The organism is Type-E symbiont of Plautia stali, from assembly GCF_059731115.1.
The window spans coordinates 561,922-580,130 of sequence record NZ_AP035906.1 but is presented as its reverse complement, the minus strand read 5'-3'; the positions used below and the strand labels follow the sequence as shown (position 1 = coordinate 580,130).

14 protein-coding genes are annotated in these 18,209 nt (G+C 56.4%); 7 read left to right on the top strand and 7 right to left on the bottom strand.

The window, feature by feature from the left end; translation table 11 throughout:
• Positions 1-16: 16 nt before the first annotated feature.
• On the bottom strand, positions 17-646 hold the full coding sequence (rlmE, locus tag AC6I8L_RS02555) for a 23S rRNA (uridine(2552)-2'-O)-methyltransferase RlmE (protein ID WP_034826540.1): 630 nt from the start codon (positions 644-646) through the stop codon (positions 17-19).
• A gap of 126 nt (positions 647-772) precedes the next feature.
• Between rlmE and yhbY the strand changes: the two genes are divergently transcribed.
• Positions 773-1,066, top strand: a complete 294-nt coding sequence (gene yhbY, locus AC6I8L_RS02550; protein ID WP_034826542.1) for a ribosome assembly RNA-binding protein YhbY — start codon at positions 773-775, stop codon at positions 1,064-1,066.
• A 128-nt stretch (positions 1,067-1,194) separates the two neighbouring features.
• Here the strand turns inward: yhbY and greA are convergent, their stop codons facing one another.
• On the bottom strand, positions 1,195-1,671 hold the full coding sequence (greA, locus tag AC6I8L_RS02545; protein WP_034826545.1) for a transcription elongation factor GreA: 477 nt from the start codon (positions 1,669-1,671) through the stop codon (positions 1,195-1,197).
• A gap of 246 nt (positions 1,672-1,917) precedes the next feature.
• Here greA and dacB point away from each other — a divergent pair, with 246 nt between their 5' ends.
• The 3 genes from dacB to pmrB are packed head-to-tail and all read left to right on the top strand — an operon-like array spanning position 1,918 to position 5,068.
• Positions 1,918-3,351 carry a serine-type D-Ala-D-Ala carboxypeptidase gene (dacB, locus tag AC6I8L_RS02540; RefSeq protein ID WP_058959462.1) on the top strand — a complete coding sequence of 478 codons (1,434 nt, stop codon included), beginning with the start codon at positions 1,918-1,920 and terminating at the stop codon, positions 3,349-3,351.
• Positions 3,351-4,013: a two-component system response regulator PmrA gene (pmrA, locus tag AC6I8L_RS02535; protein WP_058959450.1), complete on the top strand. Its 663-nt coding sequence runs from the start codon at positions 3,351-3,353 to the stop codon at positions 4,011-4,013. Before dacB ends, pmrA begins: the two co-directional genes overlap by 1 nt.
• Positions 4,010-5,068 (top strand): two-component system sensor histidine kinase PmrB, encoded by a 1,059-nt coding sequence (gene pmrB / locus AC6I8L_RS02530; RefSeq protein ID WP_058959451.1) that lies wholly within the window; start codon positions 4,010-4,012, stop codon positions 5,066-5,068. The genes pmrA and pmrB overlap by 4 nt, the downstream gene beginning before the upstream one ends.
• Here the strand turns inward: pmrB and AC6I8L_RS02525 are convergent.
• A complete protein-coding gene (locus tag AC6I8L_RS02525; protein ID WP_058959452.1) occupies positions 5,065-7,338 on the bottom strand; it encodes a TonB-dependent siderophore receptor in 2,274 nt (757 codons plus the stop codon). The two genes, pmrB and AC6I8L_RS02525, sit on opposite strands and share 4 nt — an antisense overlap.
• A 260-nt stretch (positions 7,339-7,598) precedes the next feature.
• On the opposite strand from AC6I8L_RS02525, the gene fes reads away from it, so the two are divergent.
• Together fes and AC6I8L_RS02515 are read left to right on the top strand one after the other, a co-directional pair.
• The gene (gene fes / locus AC6I8L_RS02520) at positions 7,599-8,810 is read left to right on the top strand and encodes an enterochelin esterase (RefSeq protein ID WP_058959453.1); all 1,212 of its coding nucleotides are present in this window, start codon (positions 7,599-7,601) and stop codon (positions 8,808-8,810) included.
• A gap of 32 nt (positions 8,811-8,842) precedes the next feature.
• Positions 8,843-12,757: an enterobactin synthase subunit F gene (locus tag AC6I8L_RS02515; RefSeq protein ID WP_058959454.1), complete on the top strand. Its 3,915-nt coding sequence runs from the start codon at positions 8,843-8,845 to the stop codon at positions 12,755-12,757.
• Positions 12,758-12,965: 208 nt separating this feature from the next.
• Here AC6I8L_RS02515 and AC6I8L_RS02510 read toward each other — a convergent pair whose 3' ends face one another.
• The 3 genes from AC6I8L_RS02510 to fepD are packed head-to-tail and all read right to left on the bottom strand — an operon-like array spanning position 12,966 to position 15,729.
• Complete coding sequence (locus tag AC6I8L_RS02510) at positions 12,966-13,763, bottom strand: ATP-binding cassette domain-containing protein (protein WP_058959455.1); 798 nt, start codon at positions 13,761-13,763, stop codon at positions 12,966-12,968.
• Positions 13,760-14,743: an iron-enterobactin ABC transporter permease gene (gene fepG / locus AC6I8L_RS02505; protein WP_058959456.1), complete on the bottom strand. Its 984-nt coding sequence runs from the start codon at positions 14,741-14,743 to the stop codon at positions 13,760-13,762. The genes AC6I8L_RS02510 and fepG overlap by 4 nt, the downstream gene beginning before the upstream one ends.
• On the bottom strand, positions 14,740-15,729 hold the full coding sequence (gene fepD / locus AC6I8L_RS02500; protein ID WP_479397987.1) for a Fe(3+)-siderophore ABC transporter permease: 990 nt from the start codon (positions 15,727-15,729) through the stop codon (positions 14,740-14,742). Before fepD ends, fepG begins: the two co-directional genes overlap by 4 nt.
• Before the next feature lie 139 nt (positions 15,730-15,868).
• On the opposite strand from fepD, the gene entS reads away from it, so the two are divergent.
• Complete coding sequence (gene entS / locus AC6I8L_RS02495) at positions 15,869-17,119, top strand: enterobactin transporter EntS (RefSeq protein ID WP_034827168.1); 1,251 nt, start codon at positions 15,869-15,871, stop codon at positions 17,117-17,119.
• On the opposite strand, the gene fepB is transcribed toward entS, so the two are convergent.
• Positions 17,114-18,079 carry a Fe2+-enterobactin ABC transporter substrate-binding protein gene (gene fepB / locus AC6I8L_RS02490; RefSeq protein WP_058962121.1) on the bottom strand — a complete coding sequence of 322 codons (966 nt, stop codon included), beginning with the start codon at positions 18,077-18,079 and terminating at the stop codon, positions 17,114-17,116. The two genes, entS and fepB, sit on opposite strands and share 6 nt — an antisense overlap.
• Between the last annotated feature and the right edge of the window lie 130 nt (positions 18,080-18,209).

The following is an 18,209-nucleotide window of genomic DNA, read 5'->3' as shown; positions in this document are numbered from 1 at the left end:
ATTCCGGTACCGAGAGCTATAGTTTGCGCCCTGTCGCCACAATGTACACTTCACGCGAACGTAAACGAGAAGCGTCTGGCTTACGAATTTTCACTTTCGTAAATAGGGAGCGAATTTCCCGCAGGTATTCCTCGAAGCCATCTCCCTGAAACACTTTCACTACAAAACTGCCGCCAGGCGCCAGGATATCCCGACACATTTCCAGCGCCAACTCTACCAAATACATCGATCGTGGAATATCAACCGCAGGTGTACCACTCATGTTCGGCGCCATGTCAGACATAACAACTTGCACCTTTTGGTCACCTACTCGCTCCAGCAATGCGTTCAGCACTGCCTCTTCACGAAAGTCGCCCTGTAAAAAATCGACACCAACGATCGGGTCCATGGGAAGCAAGTCACAGGCAATAATACGACCGTTCGATCCAATCTGTTGTACCGCATATTGCGACCAACCGCCGGGCGCAGCACCCAGATCTACCACTGTCATGCCGGGTTTGAAAAGCTTGTCACCCTGCTGAATTTCGTCCAGTTTAAACCAGGCGCGCGAACGCAACCCCTTTTTCTGTGCCTGCAACACATATTTATCGCTAAAGTGTTCCTGTAGCCAGCGACTGGAACTGGCCGAACGCTTTTTACCCGTCATAATTTTTCCAATTAAATCTTCATCGTAGCGATAAATCAGTACGCAATGAGTCGCGTTGATTTGGCGATATACCCGAGATGGCGGTAGAATGAACCGTTTTCAATCCCTGAGTAAGTAAAAAATACGATGAATCTGAGTACCAAACAAAAACAGCACCTGAAAGGCCTTGCCCATCCACTGAAGCCCGTTGTTATGCTGGGCGGTAATGGCTTGACCGAAGGCGTGCTCGCCGAAATCGAACTGGCGCTCGAGCATCACGAATTGATCAAGGTGAAAATTGCCTCTGAAGATCGTGAAACCAAGCAGCTGATCGTTGACGCTATCGTACGTGAAACAAAAGCTTGTAACGTACAGGTCATCGGCAACACGCTGGTGCTGTATCGCCCTGCAAAAGAGCGCAAAATTACTCTGCCACGTTAATGAAGCCGTAAAGGCTGCCATGACGGGCAGAGAAAGTGCCATGCTCCTGCATGGGATAAAAGGCCGCTATGCGGCCTTTTTCCTTTCTTTACAATATGCGGCTACACATTTCAAAGCGTAGCAATATCTTAAAGGTATTCCACCTTTAACACTTCATATTCCACATCGCCGCCCGGTGTCTTCACAATCGCAACGTCGTCTGCTTCTTTTCCAATCAAACCACGCGCCATCGGCGAGTTCACTGAAATCAGGTTTTGTTTGAAGTCAGCTTCATCATCACCCACGATGCGGTAAGTGAATTCTTCGTCCGTATCCACATTCAAAATGGTCACGGTAGCACCAAAAATCACGCGGCCGGTTTTCGGCATCGTCGTGATATCAATCACCTGAGCGTTGGAGAGTTTGGCTTCAATCTCCTGAATACGGCCTTCGCAAAAACCCTGTTCTTCACGGGCAGCGTGGTATTCGGCATTTTCTTTTAGATCGCCATGCTCACGGGCTTCGGCAATAGAGGCGATGATGCGCGGACGCTTCACGGTTTTCAGTTCGTTCAGCTCTTCACGCAGGCTCTCAGCGCCTTTCAACGTCATCGGAATCTGATTCATTTTGGCTCCTCGTCATCTATCCTGGTTAACGGCGTCATCCTGACCGGTGACAGCAGAAAACAGCTTCTGCGGCGCGTTACCTCTTTTCACAAGCAAAAGAAGCCTGACCCGGAAAGCTTTCCGGGTCAGGTTCGGTTTTGCATTTTGATACGTATTTTACCCCAGAGTTCCCTGTGGGTCATCGTTTACTTTGCACCGCCTCGGGACGTAGTATTGACGCCTTCACCCGTCAGTTACCGCGAGATTATGCGATTTTCACGACTTGTTACCGGATTAACCTGTGCGTTTATGCTGCAGGCACAAGCAGCCCCCGTTGAAGAATACATGCAGTATTTGCCAGACGGCGCAAACCTGGCGCTGATGGTACAAAAAGTGGGCGCATCAACCCCGATAATCGACTATCACGGCAAACAGATGGCATTGCCGGCCAGTACCATGAAGGTGATTACCGCGCTGGCGGCCCTGCTGGAACTCGGTCCGGACTTCCGTTTTCAAACCACGATGGAAACCAAGGGTGCAGTCAGCGATGGCACGCTCAATGGCGACTTAGTGGCGCGCTTTGGTGGCGATCCGACGCTGAGCCGTCAGGATCTGCGCAACATGGTGGCGGCCCTGAAAAAGCAGGGCATCACGCATATCAAAGGCAATCTGGTGATCGACACCTCCGTGTTCGCCAGCCACGATATGGCACCCGGCTGGCCGTGGAATGACCTGACGCAGTGCTTCAGCGCCCCGCCAGGCGCAGCGATAGTCGACAAAAACTGCTTCTCAGTCTCGCTCTATAGCGCCACCACGCCGGGCGAAAACGCCTTTGTGCGCATTGCGTCCTATTATCCGGCACATATGTTCAGTCAGGTGCGTACCATTGGCCGCAACAGTGGTGATGGGCAATATTGCGAACTGGATGTGGTGCCAGGCGAACTGAACCGCTACACGCTGACCGGCTGCATGCGCCAACGCGCCGAACCCTTGCCGCTGGCGTTTGCGGTGCAAGATGGTGCCGCCTGGGCGGGCGAAATCCTCAAGGCCGAACTGCGTGCCGCGGATATCGATTACAGCGGCCATTTAGTGCGTCAGACGCAGGTTACCTCACCGGGAACCGTGCTCGCGTCGACGCAATCCGCGCCGCTGCACAATCTGCTGCACACCATGCTGAAGAAATCGGACAACATGATTGCGGATACGGTGTTCCGCACCATCGGCCATCACTATTTCAACGTACCCGGCACGTTCCGCGCCGGTTCTGATGCGGTACGCCGCATACTGCGTGAAAAAGCGGGCGTCGATCTCGGCAACAGCATTCAGGTCGATGGTTCAGGCCTGTCGCGTCACGATTTGATTGCGCCAGATACCATGATGCAGGTACTGCAATACATTGCGAAAAACGACTCAACGCTGAACTATATTTCGATGCTGCCGTTGGCGGGTTATGACGGCACGTTGCAATATCGTGGTGGCCTGCATGAAGCCGGACTGGATGGCAAAGTGTCAGCAAAAACCGGTTCGCTGCAGGGCGTTTATAATCTGGCTGGATTTATTACCACTTCCAGCGGTGCACGTGTCGCCTTTGTGCAGTATCTTTCTGGTTATGCGGTGCCGCCTGAAGATCAGAAAACGCGGCGCATTCCTCTGGTACGCTTTGAAAGCCGCCTCTACTCGGATATCAACAAAAACAACTAATGAAATTGCTGATCGTTGAAGATGACGCGCTGTTGCAATCGGGCCTGGCTCAGGCCCTTAGCGCACAAGGATATGCTGTTGACTGCGCGAGTACTGCTGCAGAGAGTAATGCTTTCTTACGCAGTGGGCAGTACAGCCTGATCGTTCTGGATCTGGGTTTACCGGATCGCGATGGTGCCACGCTGCTGCGCCAGTGGCGGCGCGATGGCATCAACGTACCGGTGTTGATCCTGACGGCGCGTGATGCACTGGAGGATCGCGTGGATGGCCTGGATGCCGGTGCCGACGATTATCTGGTCAAACCCTTCGCGCTGGTTGAACTGCAGGCACGCGTGCGTGCACTGATTCGTCGTTTTCAGGGCCACAGCGATAATTTGCTGCAACAAGGTGATCTCACCCTCAATCTCAGTTCGCAGCAGGTTTTGCTGGAAGAGCGTCCACTGGAAATTACCCCAAAAGAGTTCGCACTGCTGACGCGCCTGTTAATGCGCGTCGGTCAGAACGTCCATCGCGAAACGCTGCAGCAGGATCTCTATAGCTGGAACGACGATCCCGGATCTAACACCTTAGAAGTTCATATCCACAATCTGCGCCGTAAGCTCGGAAAAGCTCGTATCAAAACCGTGCGTGGCGTCGGATACCGCCTGGAAGTGCGCGAATGAACAGCATGCGTCAGCGGTTACTGATTATGCTGGCGCTGATTCTCCTCACCTGCCAGGTGATGAGCGCCATCTGGTTATGGCATGAGAGTCGCGAACAGATCAGTTTCCTGGTCAACGAAACGCTGTCTGCTCAGGCGCGTAACGACCGCGTCGAGAATGAGATCCGTGAAGCCATCGCTTCACTGCTGTTGCCTTCACTGGTGATGATCGCTCTGACGCTGCTGCTGTCATTCTGGGCGATTAACTGGATCATTCGTCCATTACGATCCCTGCAGGATAGCCTCGCCCATCGCTCCGCCGATAATCTCACCCCGCTGCCGGTTTATTCAGAAATGGATGAAATCGTTGCCGTGACCACCTCTATTAATCAGCTATTTTCGCGGCTCGACCACACGCTACAACAGGAACGCCTCTTCACCGCCGATGCCGCGCATGAATTGCGTACCCCTTTGGCCGGTTTACGTCTGCACCTTGAACTGCTGCACCAGCAGAACGTGCCGCAGAGTGAGATGCTGATTGAACGTATCGACCAGTTGATGCACACCGTGGAGCAACTACTGATGCTGTCGCGAGCCGGCCAGGCGCTGGCAGGCGGTCACTATCAGCAGTTGCTGTGGCAAAAAGACATCATGCAGCCGCTGCAGCCGGAAATGGCCGAACTTTATGCACAGCGACAGCAAACACTGCACTGGCCGAACGGCAAAGATATTCCGCAACAGGGTGAAGCCGTGTTGCTGCGCCTGATGCTGCGTAATCTGCTGGAAAACGCCTCACGCTACAGCCCGGAAGGCAGTGAAGTGAAGGTGAAAATGCAGCAGGACAAGCAGCAGGTGATTATCGAGGTGTGGGATCAGGGGCCGGGCATTGAGGCCGATGCGGCAGAAGAACTGACGCAAGCCTTCCGCCGTCGCGATCAGCGCTACGGTGGCAGCGGATTAGGTCTGAACATTGTGCTGCGCATTGTACAGATGCACCGTGGCAGGCTGGAGCTGGTCAACCGTAAAGATAGCAGCGGGCTGATTGCCCGCTGCTATTTACCGCATCAACTGCTTTAGAAGTGAGTGTTGAGGCTCATGTAGTAAGTACGGCCTGATTCGTTATAAGTATTGGCACCCGCACCGTACAGGTAGGCACCTGTTGTGGCGTTACCGGTGGTTTGCGCATTACCTTCGCGGAAGTGACGCTTATCAAACAGGTTGTCGATACCCAGGGTGACGCTGGCGTACTTATTCACATCATAAGTTCCGCTTAGGCCAATGATAGAGTAAGGACTCACTTTTTCGGCCGCGCTTCCCGTCACCGGTTGACCTTTGTAGTCATACTTTTTCGGTGTTTGCGTGCCGTACCAGGTCAGGGTGGTTTGCAGCGACAGATCCTGCGTTGCCTGCCAGCTCAGCGTCGAGTTCAGAGTGTATTCCGGGATGATCGACAGACGATCGCCGGTTTCCTTGTTCTTACTCTGCAGCATGTAGGTGAAGTTGTTGTTCCAGCTCACGCTATCCGAGAACGGTACGTTAACCGTACCTTCCAGCCCTTCCACCACCGCTTTCGGTACGTTTTCCCACTTGTAGATATCCGTGGTGCCATTAGAGGCTTTACCGACGGCCGCGTAACCCGCTTCAATCTTGTTGCGGTAATCGTTACGGAACCAGGTCAGACCCGCCTGATAGCCTTCGTGTTTCCACTCCAGTCCAATCTCTTTGTTGAAACTGTTTTCGGCTTTCAGGTCTGGGTTACCTTGCAGATAACAGGCACCGGTGCTGGCAGCACAGCCCTGACCGTTGCTGTAAAGCAGGTAGTTCGGGTTAGTCTGGTACAGGCTTGGCGCTTTATAAGCCAGGCCCGCCCCCATCTTCAGTGTGAAGTCATCACCCAAACCTTGCGACAGGTTCAGAGACGGGCTCCAGTTGTTACCCACAATCGAGTGATGATCGAAACGCAGACTCGGCGTCAGCATGGTGCTGTCGGTCAGTTCCATGTTGTCTTCAGCGAACAGCGAGAAGATTTCTGCCTGTGAATACGGGCTACGACCGGTATTCGACACGCCAGGTACAGAACCGTAGTTAGCCGCTTGGGTGGTTGAAGAGGGATCCTTCATGCTCTGCTGGTTCCATTCGGTACCTAGCGTTACCGTCTGATTAATCAGCCACTCAAACGGAATGCTCACTTCGCTGTGCAGCAAAATATCGTCTAACTGAATGGTGTTGAAACCATCGTTAGAGAAGATACCTTCCGTACCGCCCGCCAGACCTTCATTGATACGGGTGTTACGGGTTTTCTCATAGCGCGCATAGGTATTGGTGCTGACACCGTTATCCCAGGCACCGGTCCATTTCAACGAGATATTCTGGCGATACAGGCGGTTAGTTTCATCGCCATAGAGGCTTTTCACCAGCGCACTGGTGTTGGTGTTCTGCGTATCGCCTGCGTAAAGGTTGCCTTGACGGCTGTAACCCGCTTGCAACTCCAGGGTTTGCATCGGAGCAAACGCCCAGCTCAGTAACACATTGATATCTTTATTGACCGAGCCTTCACGACCAGAAGGATAACTGCCCGCATACGTACCGGTACGCGCTGCCGCATGGCCTTCGTTGATGTCATAAGCATCGGCCTGGGTTTTCGCTAAGCCACCGTACAAGCGGAAGTTGAAGTCATCACCCAGCGGCCCTTCGAGGCTGAAGTTAGTGCGTTTGGTCGCGCCTTCCGATTTGTGTTCCGGCGCATTGAAGTAGGTATTCCACGAACCGTGCCACTGCTGATCGGTATATTTCTTGGTGATAATGTTCACCACGCCGCCTGCTGCGCCGTTACCGTAACGCACCGCGGCCGGGCCACGAATCACATCAATGCGTTCGATCATTTCTGGCGGCACCCAGTTGGTATCACCACGCGTATCACGCTCACCACGCCAGCCCAGACGTACGGAGTTGCGGCTGGTGATTGGCATACCATCCACCATAATCAGGGTGTTTTCCGGGCCCATGCCGCGAATATCGATCTGGCGATTGTTACCGCGCTGGCCACTGGTGGAGTTACCGGTCAGGTTAACGCCCGGCATGGTGCGAATAATTTCAGAGACATCACGTGCAGGCGGATGCTTTTTAATTTCATCTGCTGTGATGGTGGAAACGCCGGGTGCCTGCAGGTTTTGCTGCTGGGCGGTCACCATCAACGTGCCGCCTTTCATCGATTCGGCGTCGGTAGTGGATTGGCTGCTGGTCGTCTTGCTGGAAGTGTCTGCTGCCCAGGCGCTGCCTGAGAGCAGTGAGGCGCTCAGCCCCAGTTCAATCAAAATAGCTAATGATAATCGTGAGTAACGCGTCATTGTTTTTCATTCCTGGATGGCCAGTAAAATGCCGTTGGATTCTTAACTGGCGAGCCGGTGAGAATATCCCTGTCCTTATCGCGCCCAGTTCCAGACCTGGCAGTGCCATCCGTTGCGTAACCTTCCAGGAAGGAAAGAGTCAGGCGGAACGAGCGTGCTCTTTTGAGCGGAAACACCCTATTGCAAATGCAAATAGTTATCAATAGTATTAATTATTAATCTTATGTAAATCTTTCCCTACACAGTGACTGGCAGCCCCTATGACCTGGCGAAATGATGTAACCGGTAGCGAAGCCTGGTGGCAGGAGCAACAAACTCAGGGTATTCCGCGAATTGACCCTCAGCAGGATGGCACCTGCCTGGTGACCTTCTTCTGGCGCGATCCCCAAGGCAGCGAAAAAACGTCAGCGATTCAGCGTGTATGGATCAACATCACTGGCGTGACCGATCACCACCAGAAACGTTCACCTCAGTCATTGGTGCGCGTAACGGGTACCGATGTGTGGTACTGGCAAACTGCGCTGCCATCAAACTGGCGCGGCAGCTACTGTCTGATGCCCGATGAGCAGGCAACCGACTTTAGCGGTGAAGCGGACATGTATGCCTTGCGAAACTGGTGGCGTGACAAATTCCCCACGGCGAAGGCCGATCCCCTGAATACACTGCGCGGCTGGGCCGGTGGGCGTGGCATGGGCGTTTCGCCGCTGCATCTCCCGCAAGCCCCTGATCAGCAAATCTGGCAAGCCGTGGATGATGGCAGCGCATCGGCTGTTTCTTTGCAACAATATCAGTGGGATAGCGCGTTACTAAGTAACAGTCGCAAAGTGTGGATTTATGCCACCGGCGAATCCGATAACGCGCAACGTCCACTGGCCATTCTGCTGGATGGGCAGTTCTGGGCGAATCAAATGCCGATTGCCGGGCCATTGCAGCAACTTACTGACGCAGGGAAACTCCCACCTGCCGTTTATCTGTTTATTGACATCATTGATCGTGAACACCGTAGTCGTGAACTGCCCTGTAATCCGCAGTTCTGGCAAGCCGTGCAGCAGGAGTTACTGCCGCAGGTGGCGCAATGGGCACCCTATCGCCAACAGGCAGACAGCACACTGGTGGCTGGACAAAGTTTCGGCGGGCTGGCATCGGTGTTTGCCGCGCTGCATTTCCCGGAGACGTTTGGCAATGCGCTGAGCCTATCTGGATCATTCTGGTGGCCCGAACGTGGCAACCCATACGGCTGGCTGTTGCAGGCGCTGGATAGCGGACTGGCTCCGAAACAGCCGCTGCGTTTCTGGCTGGAGGCGGGTAAACGTGAAGGCCTGATTCTGCAAGCCAATCAACAATTAGAACAAAAACTTACCGCTGCCGGCTATCAGGTGAATTACCTGCCGGTGGAGGGCGGCCATGACGCGCTATGCTGGCGCGGTGGTCTGCTCGACGGTCTGCAAGCCCTGTGGCGCAATCCGACTTAACTTCATCACGCAGGACGCAAACCGGAGCACAGATGTCTGAATCTCTGATGAACAAAACCATGACCGACCAACACACCTTGCCCTTAGTGGCAGCCCAGCCCGGCATCTGGATTGCCGACCAGCTGACCCAGCACCACAATGCTTATGCGGTAGCGCACTTTGTCGAATTGTCCGGCGCCATCGACACAGACCTGCTCGCGCAGGCCATCGTGGCTGGCATGCAGGAAGCCGATACGCTGAATATGGCGTTTGCCGAAGTCGAGGGCGAAGCACTGCAGTGGCTGCAACCGCAGACGTTCAGTGCGCCAAAAATCGTGGATTTGCGCGCTGAACCCGATGCGGCCACCAAAGCTCGCGCGTTAATGCGTGAAGATATGAACGGTGATCTACGCGTATTGAGCGGCGCCCCTTTATGGCATCACACACTGTATCGCATTGGCGATCAGCACTGGTTCTGGTATCAGCGTTATCACCATTTAGTGGTGGATGGTTTCAGCTTTACCGCCATCACTCGCCGTATTGCTAACCTTTACACTGCCGCCGTGCAGCAGCAAGAGGCCGAGCCGACGCCGTTTATCCCGTTTAGCGAAGTCGTTGAAGAGTACCAGCGTTATCAGGAATCCTCTTCATTCACGCGCGATGGTGATTTCTGGCGCGAAAAAGGCGCAGCGCTGCCCTCACCGGCTTCGCTATCATCGCTGCCGCTGGCGGGACAAAGCGCGACCACCGATCTGCTGCGCCACAGCGTGACGCTCGATCGCAGCACCTTCCAGAAGCTGGTTAATCAGCATCCACAATCCAGCGCTGCTGACCTGGCCTTTGCGCTGGTGGCGCTGTGGCTGGCGCGACTCAGCGGACAAAATGATTTCGCCGCTGGATTCATCTTTATGCGCCGCATCGGATCCGCCGCGCTGTGTGCCACTGGTCCGGTGATCAACGTGCTGCCGATGGCCGTGCATTACGATCCCACCCAGCCGCTGAGTGCGCTGGCTGCCCAACTGGCTGGTGAAGTGAAGAAAATGCGCCGCCACCAGCGTTATGACGCGGAACAGGTGCAGCGCGATCTCGGACGTTTGGGCGATGGTGACCCTCTGTACGGTCCGGTGATCAACCTGAAGATGTTTGACTATCAACTCGATTTTGCTGGCGTTGAAGGCATAACCCATCAGCTGGCATCAGGCCCGGTGCGCGATCTGGAAATCGCTATCTACATCAACGAACAGGGTGAACTGACGCTGGAGTTGCTGGCGAATGCGGAGCGCTATAGCGAATCGACGCTGATTCGCCACGCCAGCCGTTTTGCTTTGCTGCTGGATCAGCTGGCGGAGCAACCGCAGCGTGCGTTGGGTGAACTGGATCTGCTAACCGCAGAAGAGCACGTACAAATTGCCGGTATCAACCAGACCGCGCATCCTGTTCCGGCAGAAACGCTGGCCTCACTGTTGGCGCAACAGGCCGCGCGTACGCCTGATGCCCCGGCGCTGGCTGATGCGACGCACCAGTTAAGCTACCGTGAGATGCAGCAGCAGTTGTATGCTCTGGCAGCGGATCTTAGTGCAGCGGGCGTCCAGCGCGGCGATATCGTCGCAGTGGCATTGCCACGTTCAGTGCATCTCTCACTGGCACTGCAGGCGATTGTGTCGCTCGGCGCGGCCTATCTGCCGCTCGATACCGGCTACCCCGACGAACGTTTGCAGCTAATGCTGGAAGATGCCGCCCCCAAAACGCTGATCACCTCAGTGGAATTGAGCGCCCGCTTTAGCGCTATCGATTCTGTTAAGCAGCTGCACTTTGATGCGCTCTATACAGCGCCAGACGCGCCACCACCCGCCAGCGAGCCGACACCACAGGATGGCGCTTACATCATCTACACCTCAGGATCTACCGGGCGTCCGAAAGGCGTATTGGTCGGTCATGAAGCGATCGTCAACCGCCTATTGTGGATGCAGGATCGCTATCCGCTGCAAGCTGACGACGTGGTATTGCAGAAAACCCCAAGCAGTTTCGATGTATCCGTATGGGAATTCTTCTGGCCGCTGCTGGTAGGCGCGCAACTGGTGATGGCACCGCCGGAAGCGCACCGCGATCCGGAAGCCCTTCAGCAGTTGTTTGCGCGTTACAAAGTGACTACCACGCACTTTGTCCCTTCGATGCTGGCCGCCTTTGTCGCGGCGCTGGACAGTGCGCCAGCGATTGCCTGCTGTGGCAGCTTACGTAACGTCTTCTGTAGCGGTGAAGCGCTGCCGACCGATCTGTCGCGTGAATGGGAAAAACTGACGCAGGTGCCACTGCACAACCTGTACGGCCCGACCGAAGCGGCAGTGGATGTCAGCTGGTATCCGGCGTTTGGCGAAGCGTTGGCAGCCGTTGAAGGGGCCAGCGTGCCGATTGGTTTCCCGGTGTGGAATACCGGACTTCGCATTCTTGATGCACGTATGCAGCCGGTGCCGCCTGGTGTGGCGGGCGATCTTTACTTAACCGGCGTACAGCTGGCACACGGCTATCTTGGCCGCCCGGATCTGACCGCCAGCCGCTTTATCGCCGATCCTTTTGCCGCTGGCGAACGCATGTACCTAACCGGTGACGTGGCGCGCTGGCTGGATAACGGCGCGGTGGAATACCTCGGACGCAGCGACGATCAGCTGAAGATCCGTGGCCAACGTATCGAACTTAATGAAATCGATCATGTGATGAGCGCACAGCCCGGTATTGAGCAAGCGGTGACGCATGCTGTGGTACTCGGCGGTGCCGCTGCACAAGGCGGCGATGCGCGTCAGCTGGTGGGTTACGTCGTCGCAGAGCACGTTGTCGATGGCGACGCGCTGCGTGATGCGCTGGCGCAGCGCCTGCCTGCACATATGGTGCCGGTGGCGATTGTGCAACTGGATGCCTTCCCGTTGAGCAGCAATGGTAAATTGGATCGCAAAGCCTTACCGCTGCCAAAAAATGCAGCTGACAGCGTGGGCCGTGAACCGCATCCCGGTCTGGAAACCCAATTGGCGCAGGCTTTCTGCCAGTTGCTGGCGCGTGACACCATCAGCGCCCAGGATGATTTCTTCGCCCTCGGTGGACACTCACTGCTGGCAATGCGCTTAGCTGCCCAACTGCGCCGCGAACTGCAACAGCCGGTTTCGGTGGGGCAGATTATGGTGGCTTCAACGGTGGAAAAACTCGCCCGGTTGCTGAGCGATACTCAATCGCATCAGCAGGCAGGTTTTGAAGCCGTTCTGCCGCTGCGTCAGGGCAACGGTCCGACACTGTTCTGCTTCCATCCGGCGTCGGGTTTTGCCTGGCAGTTCAGTATTCTGCAGCGCTATCTCGATCAGCGCTGGTCGCTGGTGGGGATTCAGTCGCCGGATACCCAGAGCCCGCTGAACCAAAGCGCACATCTCGATGAAGTGTATGATGCGCATCTGCAAACCTTACGTGACGTGCAGCCGCACGGGCCGTACTTCTTCCTCGGTTATTCGCTGGGCGGCACGCTGGCGCAAGGTATTGCGGCACGACTGGAAGCGGCAGGTGAAGAGGTAGCCTTCCTCGGCCTGCTCGATACCTGGCCGCCGGAAACGCAGAACTGGGATGAAAAGCGTGGCGAGAATGTGCTGGATCCGGCGGTGCTGGAAGAGGTGAATCGCGAGCGCGAGCAGTTTATCGCTGCCCAGCGCCATCAGGCGGGCGAAGAGATGCGCGCGATGTTCGATACCATCGAAGCCAACTACGCCAGTTCGGTGCGTCTGTTGGCCACCGCGCGCAGTGCGCGTTTCAACGGTCGCGCCACACTGTTCCTCGCCGAGCAGACGCAGCAGCCCGGTCAGGATGCGCGTCGCGCCTGGGCACCGTATGTCGGTGAGTTAGAGGTTTGGCCGATGGATTGTGCACACGTGGAGATTATTTCCCCGCAGATGTTTGAGCAGATTGGCCCGCTGTTGCAGCGGATATTAGGCTAGCGTCAGCCGATTTCCGGGAGGTCGAAAGGCCTCCCGGCGATAAACTTCTCTGCCTTTTACAGGGCGTTGAGATGAAGCCTCACTGCAATCAACCTGCCTGCCCTGTGCAGGGCACTGCGTTAAGACCTCCCGACACGATGCTCCACTGTGGTGTGCCGGTCACAGCATTTAGATTCCCGCGATAACATGCTTAATGCAGCCAGACCGCTTACTTTCCTCTTCCCAGCGGCACGATCATTGGCGTGTGCGCCACCGGATCTTCCACAATCACGCAGCGTAAACCGTACACCTGTTCAATCAACGCGGGTGTTACGATCTCTGCGGGCTTGCCTTCGGCCAAAATCTTGCCGTGACGCATGGCGATCAAATGGGTGGCATAACGGCAGGCGTGATTAAGATCGTGCAACACCACCACCAGCGTGCGGCCATGCTGCTGATTCAACTCCTGCATCAGTTCCAGCAGTTCAATCTGATGGGTGATATCCAGCCAGGTAGTCGGCTCATCCAGCAACAGCAGCGGGGTTTGCTGCGCCAGCACCATGGCAATCCATACGCGCTGACGCTGCCCGCCGGACAAGGTATCCACTGGCTGCTGCGCCAAATCCGCCACGCCGGTTGCCCGCATCGCGCTTTGCACCGCCTCTTCATCTTCACTGCGCCAGCGGCCAAACAGCGCTTGATGCGGGTAACGCCCACGTGCCACCAGTTCGGTAACGCTGATGCCCGCCGGTGCGTTGGAACTCTGCGGCAGCAGCCCAAGTCGACGCGCCACCTCTTTGGTCGGATAACGCGCTATCGCCTCACCATCCAGATACACCTCGCCTTTCAGCGGAGTATTAAGACGGCTCAGGGTGCGCAGCAAAGTGGATTTACCGCAGGCGTTGGGGCCGATAATCACTGTCAGCTCACCTTCCGGGATCGCCACCGACAGGTTTTCTGCCACCACTTTCTTGTCGTAGCCGAGCGTCAGGCCTTCGCCATATAGCCGTGAAGGGATATCGATCATTGGCGTCGCGCCTCCCGCACCAGTAACGCAATCAGATAAAGTCCACCGAGGCTGACGGTAATTACGCCAACCGGTAATTGATAAGGCAGGAACAGATGCTGCGCAGCAAAATCGGCCGCAATCAGCAGCAGTGCGCCACACAGCGCTGCCAGCAGCAGCGCGCCTTTTTCGCCGCCGCCGAGTCGACGCGCGATCTGCGGCGCCAGCAGCGCCACAAAGGAGATCGGCCCTACCAACGCGGTAGATGCCGCCGTCAACACCACACCAATCAGCATCAGCAGCAGCCGACTGCGCTCCACCGGTACGCCGAGTGCACTGGCGGTATCATCGCCCATCTCCAGCAAACGCATGCGTCGGGTCAACAACGCCATCAGCAACAGTGACAGCAGCAATACCCCAATCACCGGCGGCGTTTTCGCCCAGGTGATGCCGTTAAGCGACCCGGCACTCCACAATCCGGCGCTGAGCGCGGATTCCAGCGAAGCACTAATAATCAGCCAGGCATTCAGCGCCATCAGCAAGGCGCGCACGCTGATACCAACAATAATCAGGCGGAAGGTTTCTACCCCGTTGCGCCAGGCAAACAGATACACCAATGCCGCCGTGCCGATACCGCCAACCAACGCTGCACCGGTCATGGCGGCGATGCCCTGATTGAACAGCACCAGCGCCACCAGCACGCCGCTATAGGCACCGGTATTGAAACCGAGAATATCCGGGCTGCCGAGCGGGTTGCGCAGCAGTGACTGGAAAATCGCGCCGCTGACGCCCAGTGCCGCGCCAATCAGCAGCGCCATTAGCACACGCGGCAGTCGCCACTCTAAAACGATCAGCTTGACGTTGCTGGCACCGTTTCCCGCCAGCACCTGCCAAAACTGCTCAGCCCCAATCGGCAATGCGCCTCGCGTCATCGCCAGATACGCCAGCAGTGCGCATCCGAGCAACAACCACGTGGTATGTAATCCAACCCGACGCGTCATAACGCACCTCGCCCGAGTTTACGGCGCACCAGCACAATCAGTACCGGCGCACCCAACATCGCCGTGACGATGGAGACGCGCAGTTCGCCCGCCACCAGCAGTCGTCCCAGAATATCCGCTGCCAGCAGCAGAATTGGGGTAATGATCGCCGTGGCGGGCAGCATCCAACGGTGATCGTTGCCGACCATCCAGCGTGCAAAATGCGGCGTCATCAGTCCGATAAAAGCAATCGGCCCCACTGCCGCCGTCGCCGCACCACACAACAACGCAATCGCCACTAAACCAAGCAGTTGCGTGCGCGCCACCCGCGTGCCCAGCGCGGTCGCCATATCGCCGCCCATGCTTAAACTGTTCAACGCCTGCGACAAATAGAGTGCCACTCCGCTGCCGATTAGCACGGCCGGGAACAGGGTGCGCAATACAGTGAAATTGCGAATATCCAGCGAGCCGCTGTGCCAGAAACGCAGATAATCATAAATATCGGGATTGAGCAGTGACAGACCAGACGTCAGGCCATCCAGCACCGCGCCCAGCGCCACGCCCGCTAACGTCAGTCGCACCGGATTGACTCGCCCGCCGCCAATCGCCCCCGTCATCGCTACCAGCAATGACGCCAGCAGTGCACCGGCAAACGCGAAGCCGAGCCAATCGAGGGGAGAATCCGCGCCAAACAGCGCAATGCCGATCACCACCGCAAACCCGGCACCTGCGTTAACGCCGAGAATGCCCGGATCGGCCAGTGGATTGCGCGTCAGGCTTTGCATCAGTGCGCCTGCTAACCCAAGGGCGACACCCGCCAGCAATCCGGCCAGAGTGCGCGGCAGGCGTGCATCACGCACAATCACGCACTCAGCGTTGTTACAGCCTGAGGTAAGAGAATGATAAACATCGGAAATGGGTATCGATTTTGCCCCCAGCATCAAGCTGAGCGCGATGAGGAGCAAGAGCAGAATCCCTGAGCCTGCTAATGCACGGATCTGGCGCATCGTTCTAAACCTTCACTGTTCAACGTCGTCGCATGCGCAACGCAATTTGATAATGGTTATCGTTATTACTCGCGTTTGCCTATGTTACCATGACTCGCCTCGCGGACGATGAGGAAAATTGGTGCAAAAAGGCGAACAAATGAACAAATCTTCCCACTTTATCGATCTCTCCCTGCTGAAAACCCATGCGGCATTTCGCGCAGTATTTATTGCCCGATTCATCTCGATTGTCGCATTAGGCATGCTCGCCGTGGCGGTGCCGGTGCAGATTCAGCAGATGACGCACTCCCCGCTTTTGGTGGGATTGGCCGTCACCCTCGCCGCATCCGGTATGTTTATTGGTCTGCTGACCGGCGGAGTGTTAGCCGATCGCTACGAGCGTAAGAAACTGATTTTGCTTGCCCGATCCACCTGCGGCTTGGGCTTTATCGCGCTGGCGATTAACGCTGCGCTGCCGCAGCCTTCACTGATTGCGGTGTATCTGCTGGGATTCTGGGATGGCTTCTTTGGCGCGATTGGCGTCACGGCGCTGCTGGCGGCCACACCGGCGCTGGTGGGGCGCGAAAACATTATGCAGGCCGGCGCCATCACCATGCTGACGGTGCGTTTTGGCTCCATCCTCTCGCCAGCCATTGCCGGACTTGTCATTGCACACGGCGGCGTGGTGTGGAACTACGGCTTAACCGCGTTTGGCACACTGATTACCGTACTGACGCTGCTGAAATTACCGCAACTCCCGCCGCCACCTCAGCCGCGTGAACATCCGCTGAAGTCGCTGGCCGCCGGGGTGCAGTTCCTGTTTGCCAGCCCGATTGTCGGTATGGTGGCGCTGATAGGTGCTCTGGTCACTCTGGCCAGCGCGATTCGCGTGCTCTACCCCGCTCTCGCACCACATTGGTCAGTGAGTGCTAACCAGCTAGGCATGCTCTACGCAGCCGTGCCGCTGGGTGCCGCCATCGGCGCGTTCACCAGCGGTAAACTGAAACATGCAGCCCGACCGGGACAGCTGGTGCTGGGCAGTGCGGTGGCCGGATTTATCGCGCTGGGATTATTCAGTCTGATGCCCAACCTGCCGCTGGCGCTGCTGTGTCTGGTGGCGTTTGGTTATTTCAGTGCCATCAACAGTCTGGTGCAGTACGCGATGATTCAACTGCTGACGCCAGACCATCTGCTGGGCCGCATTAACGGCTTGTGGACCGCGCAAAATGTCACCGGAGATGCGATCGGTGCGGCGATGATTGGGGCCATGGGATCGTGGTTATTGCCGCCACAGGCTGCCGCCGCGTTTGGTTTTGCGGCAGCGCTGTTGGGGATTGTAATGTGGTGTGTAATGGGCCGTTTACGTCGTTATGCGCCGCCAGCCCCTGAGCTGGCGGAGCAGGCATCATGATTTAACGAACAGTTTCTCCAGACGCGCCAGCAGATTGCTGGCGCTGTAGTAATCCAGACGGAACGAATCGACGCCAAGCGGGAATACCTGCTTATCCTTAACCGCCGCGTTTTGCGCGAGGAACGGATTGCCGATCACTGACTGTGTGGTTTTGTCATCAGCCGCAAACAGCAGGAAGGTTTTGCCCGTCAAACCGCTTCCCACATTCTCACCCGACAGCTGAACGATGTCTTTACGCTGGCCCATGCTGTGGCCTTGCTGCACGCTGGCGGGTGGAACGGCGAGGGTAAAGCCAAGTTGCTCCAGCAGTTTGCCCTGCGCTGACTCCGTGGTCCACACGTTGACGGCACGCCCATCGCCGTTCCACACCATGGCAGACACCGGCTGCGGCGGTAAGGTGATGGCTTTTTTCAACGCCGCTTCACGATCGTCAAACGCTTTCACTCGCTGTGCCGCCTGCGCTTCGTGGCCGGTTGCCTGGCCCAGCAGCGTCACCACATCCTGCCAGCTCTTGTCGTCGTAATTCACCACCAGCGTCGGTGCGATGGCGGAAAGCTGGCTGGCGAGTTTAATCGCAGAATCATTACCTGTGGCGCTCACCAGAATCAGATCGGGTGCTTCTGCGGCTACCGCTTCGGCGCTCGGCTCGCCAATATAGAGACGTTTTACATGGCGCTGTTTTGCCACCTCACCCCATTGACGGAAAAAGCCATGATCGTCGGCCAGACGGCTGTTCGGAGCGGTCGCACCGGAAGCCACCACCGGTGCATCAATTGCCAGCAACGATCCAGTTAAGGTGACGCTGGTTGAAACAATACGCTGCGGAGCTTTGTTTAAGGTAATTGAACCCTTTGCCCCCTGCACCGTGCGCGGCCATCCCTGTTCTGCCTGTGCGAGCCCTGTGAAAGTCTGGAAAATAAACAACAGGGCGGTCAGGCCCAATAAACCGCATTTATTCATAAGTTTTGGTCCACCTTTTAGCTTATTGCACGGCTCGACGTCACCTTCCGATTACGCCTAAATCATGCGGGAAATCCCGCGAATGGATTGACTCTTTTGTCCAATCGACGTAGGTTACAGGCCCATAATA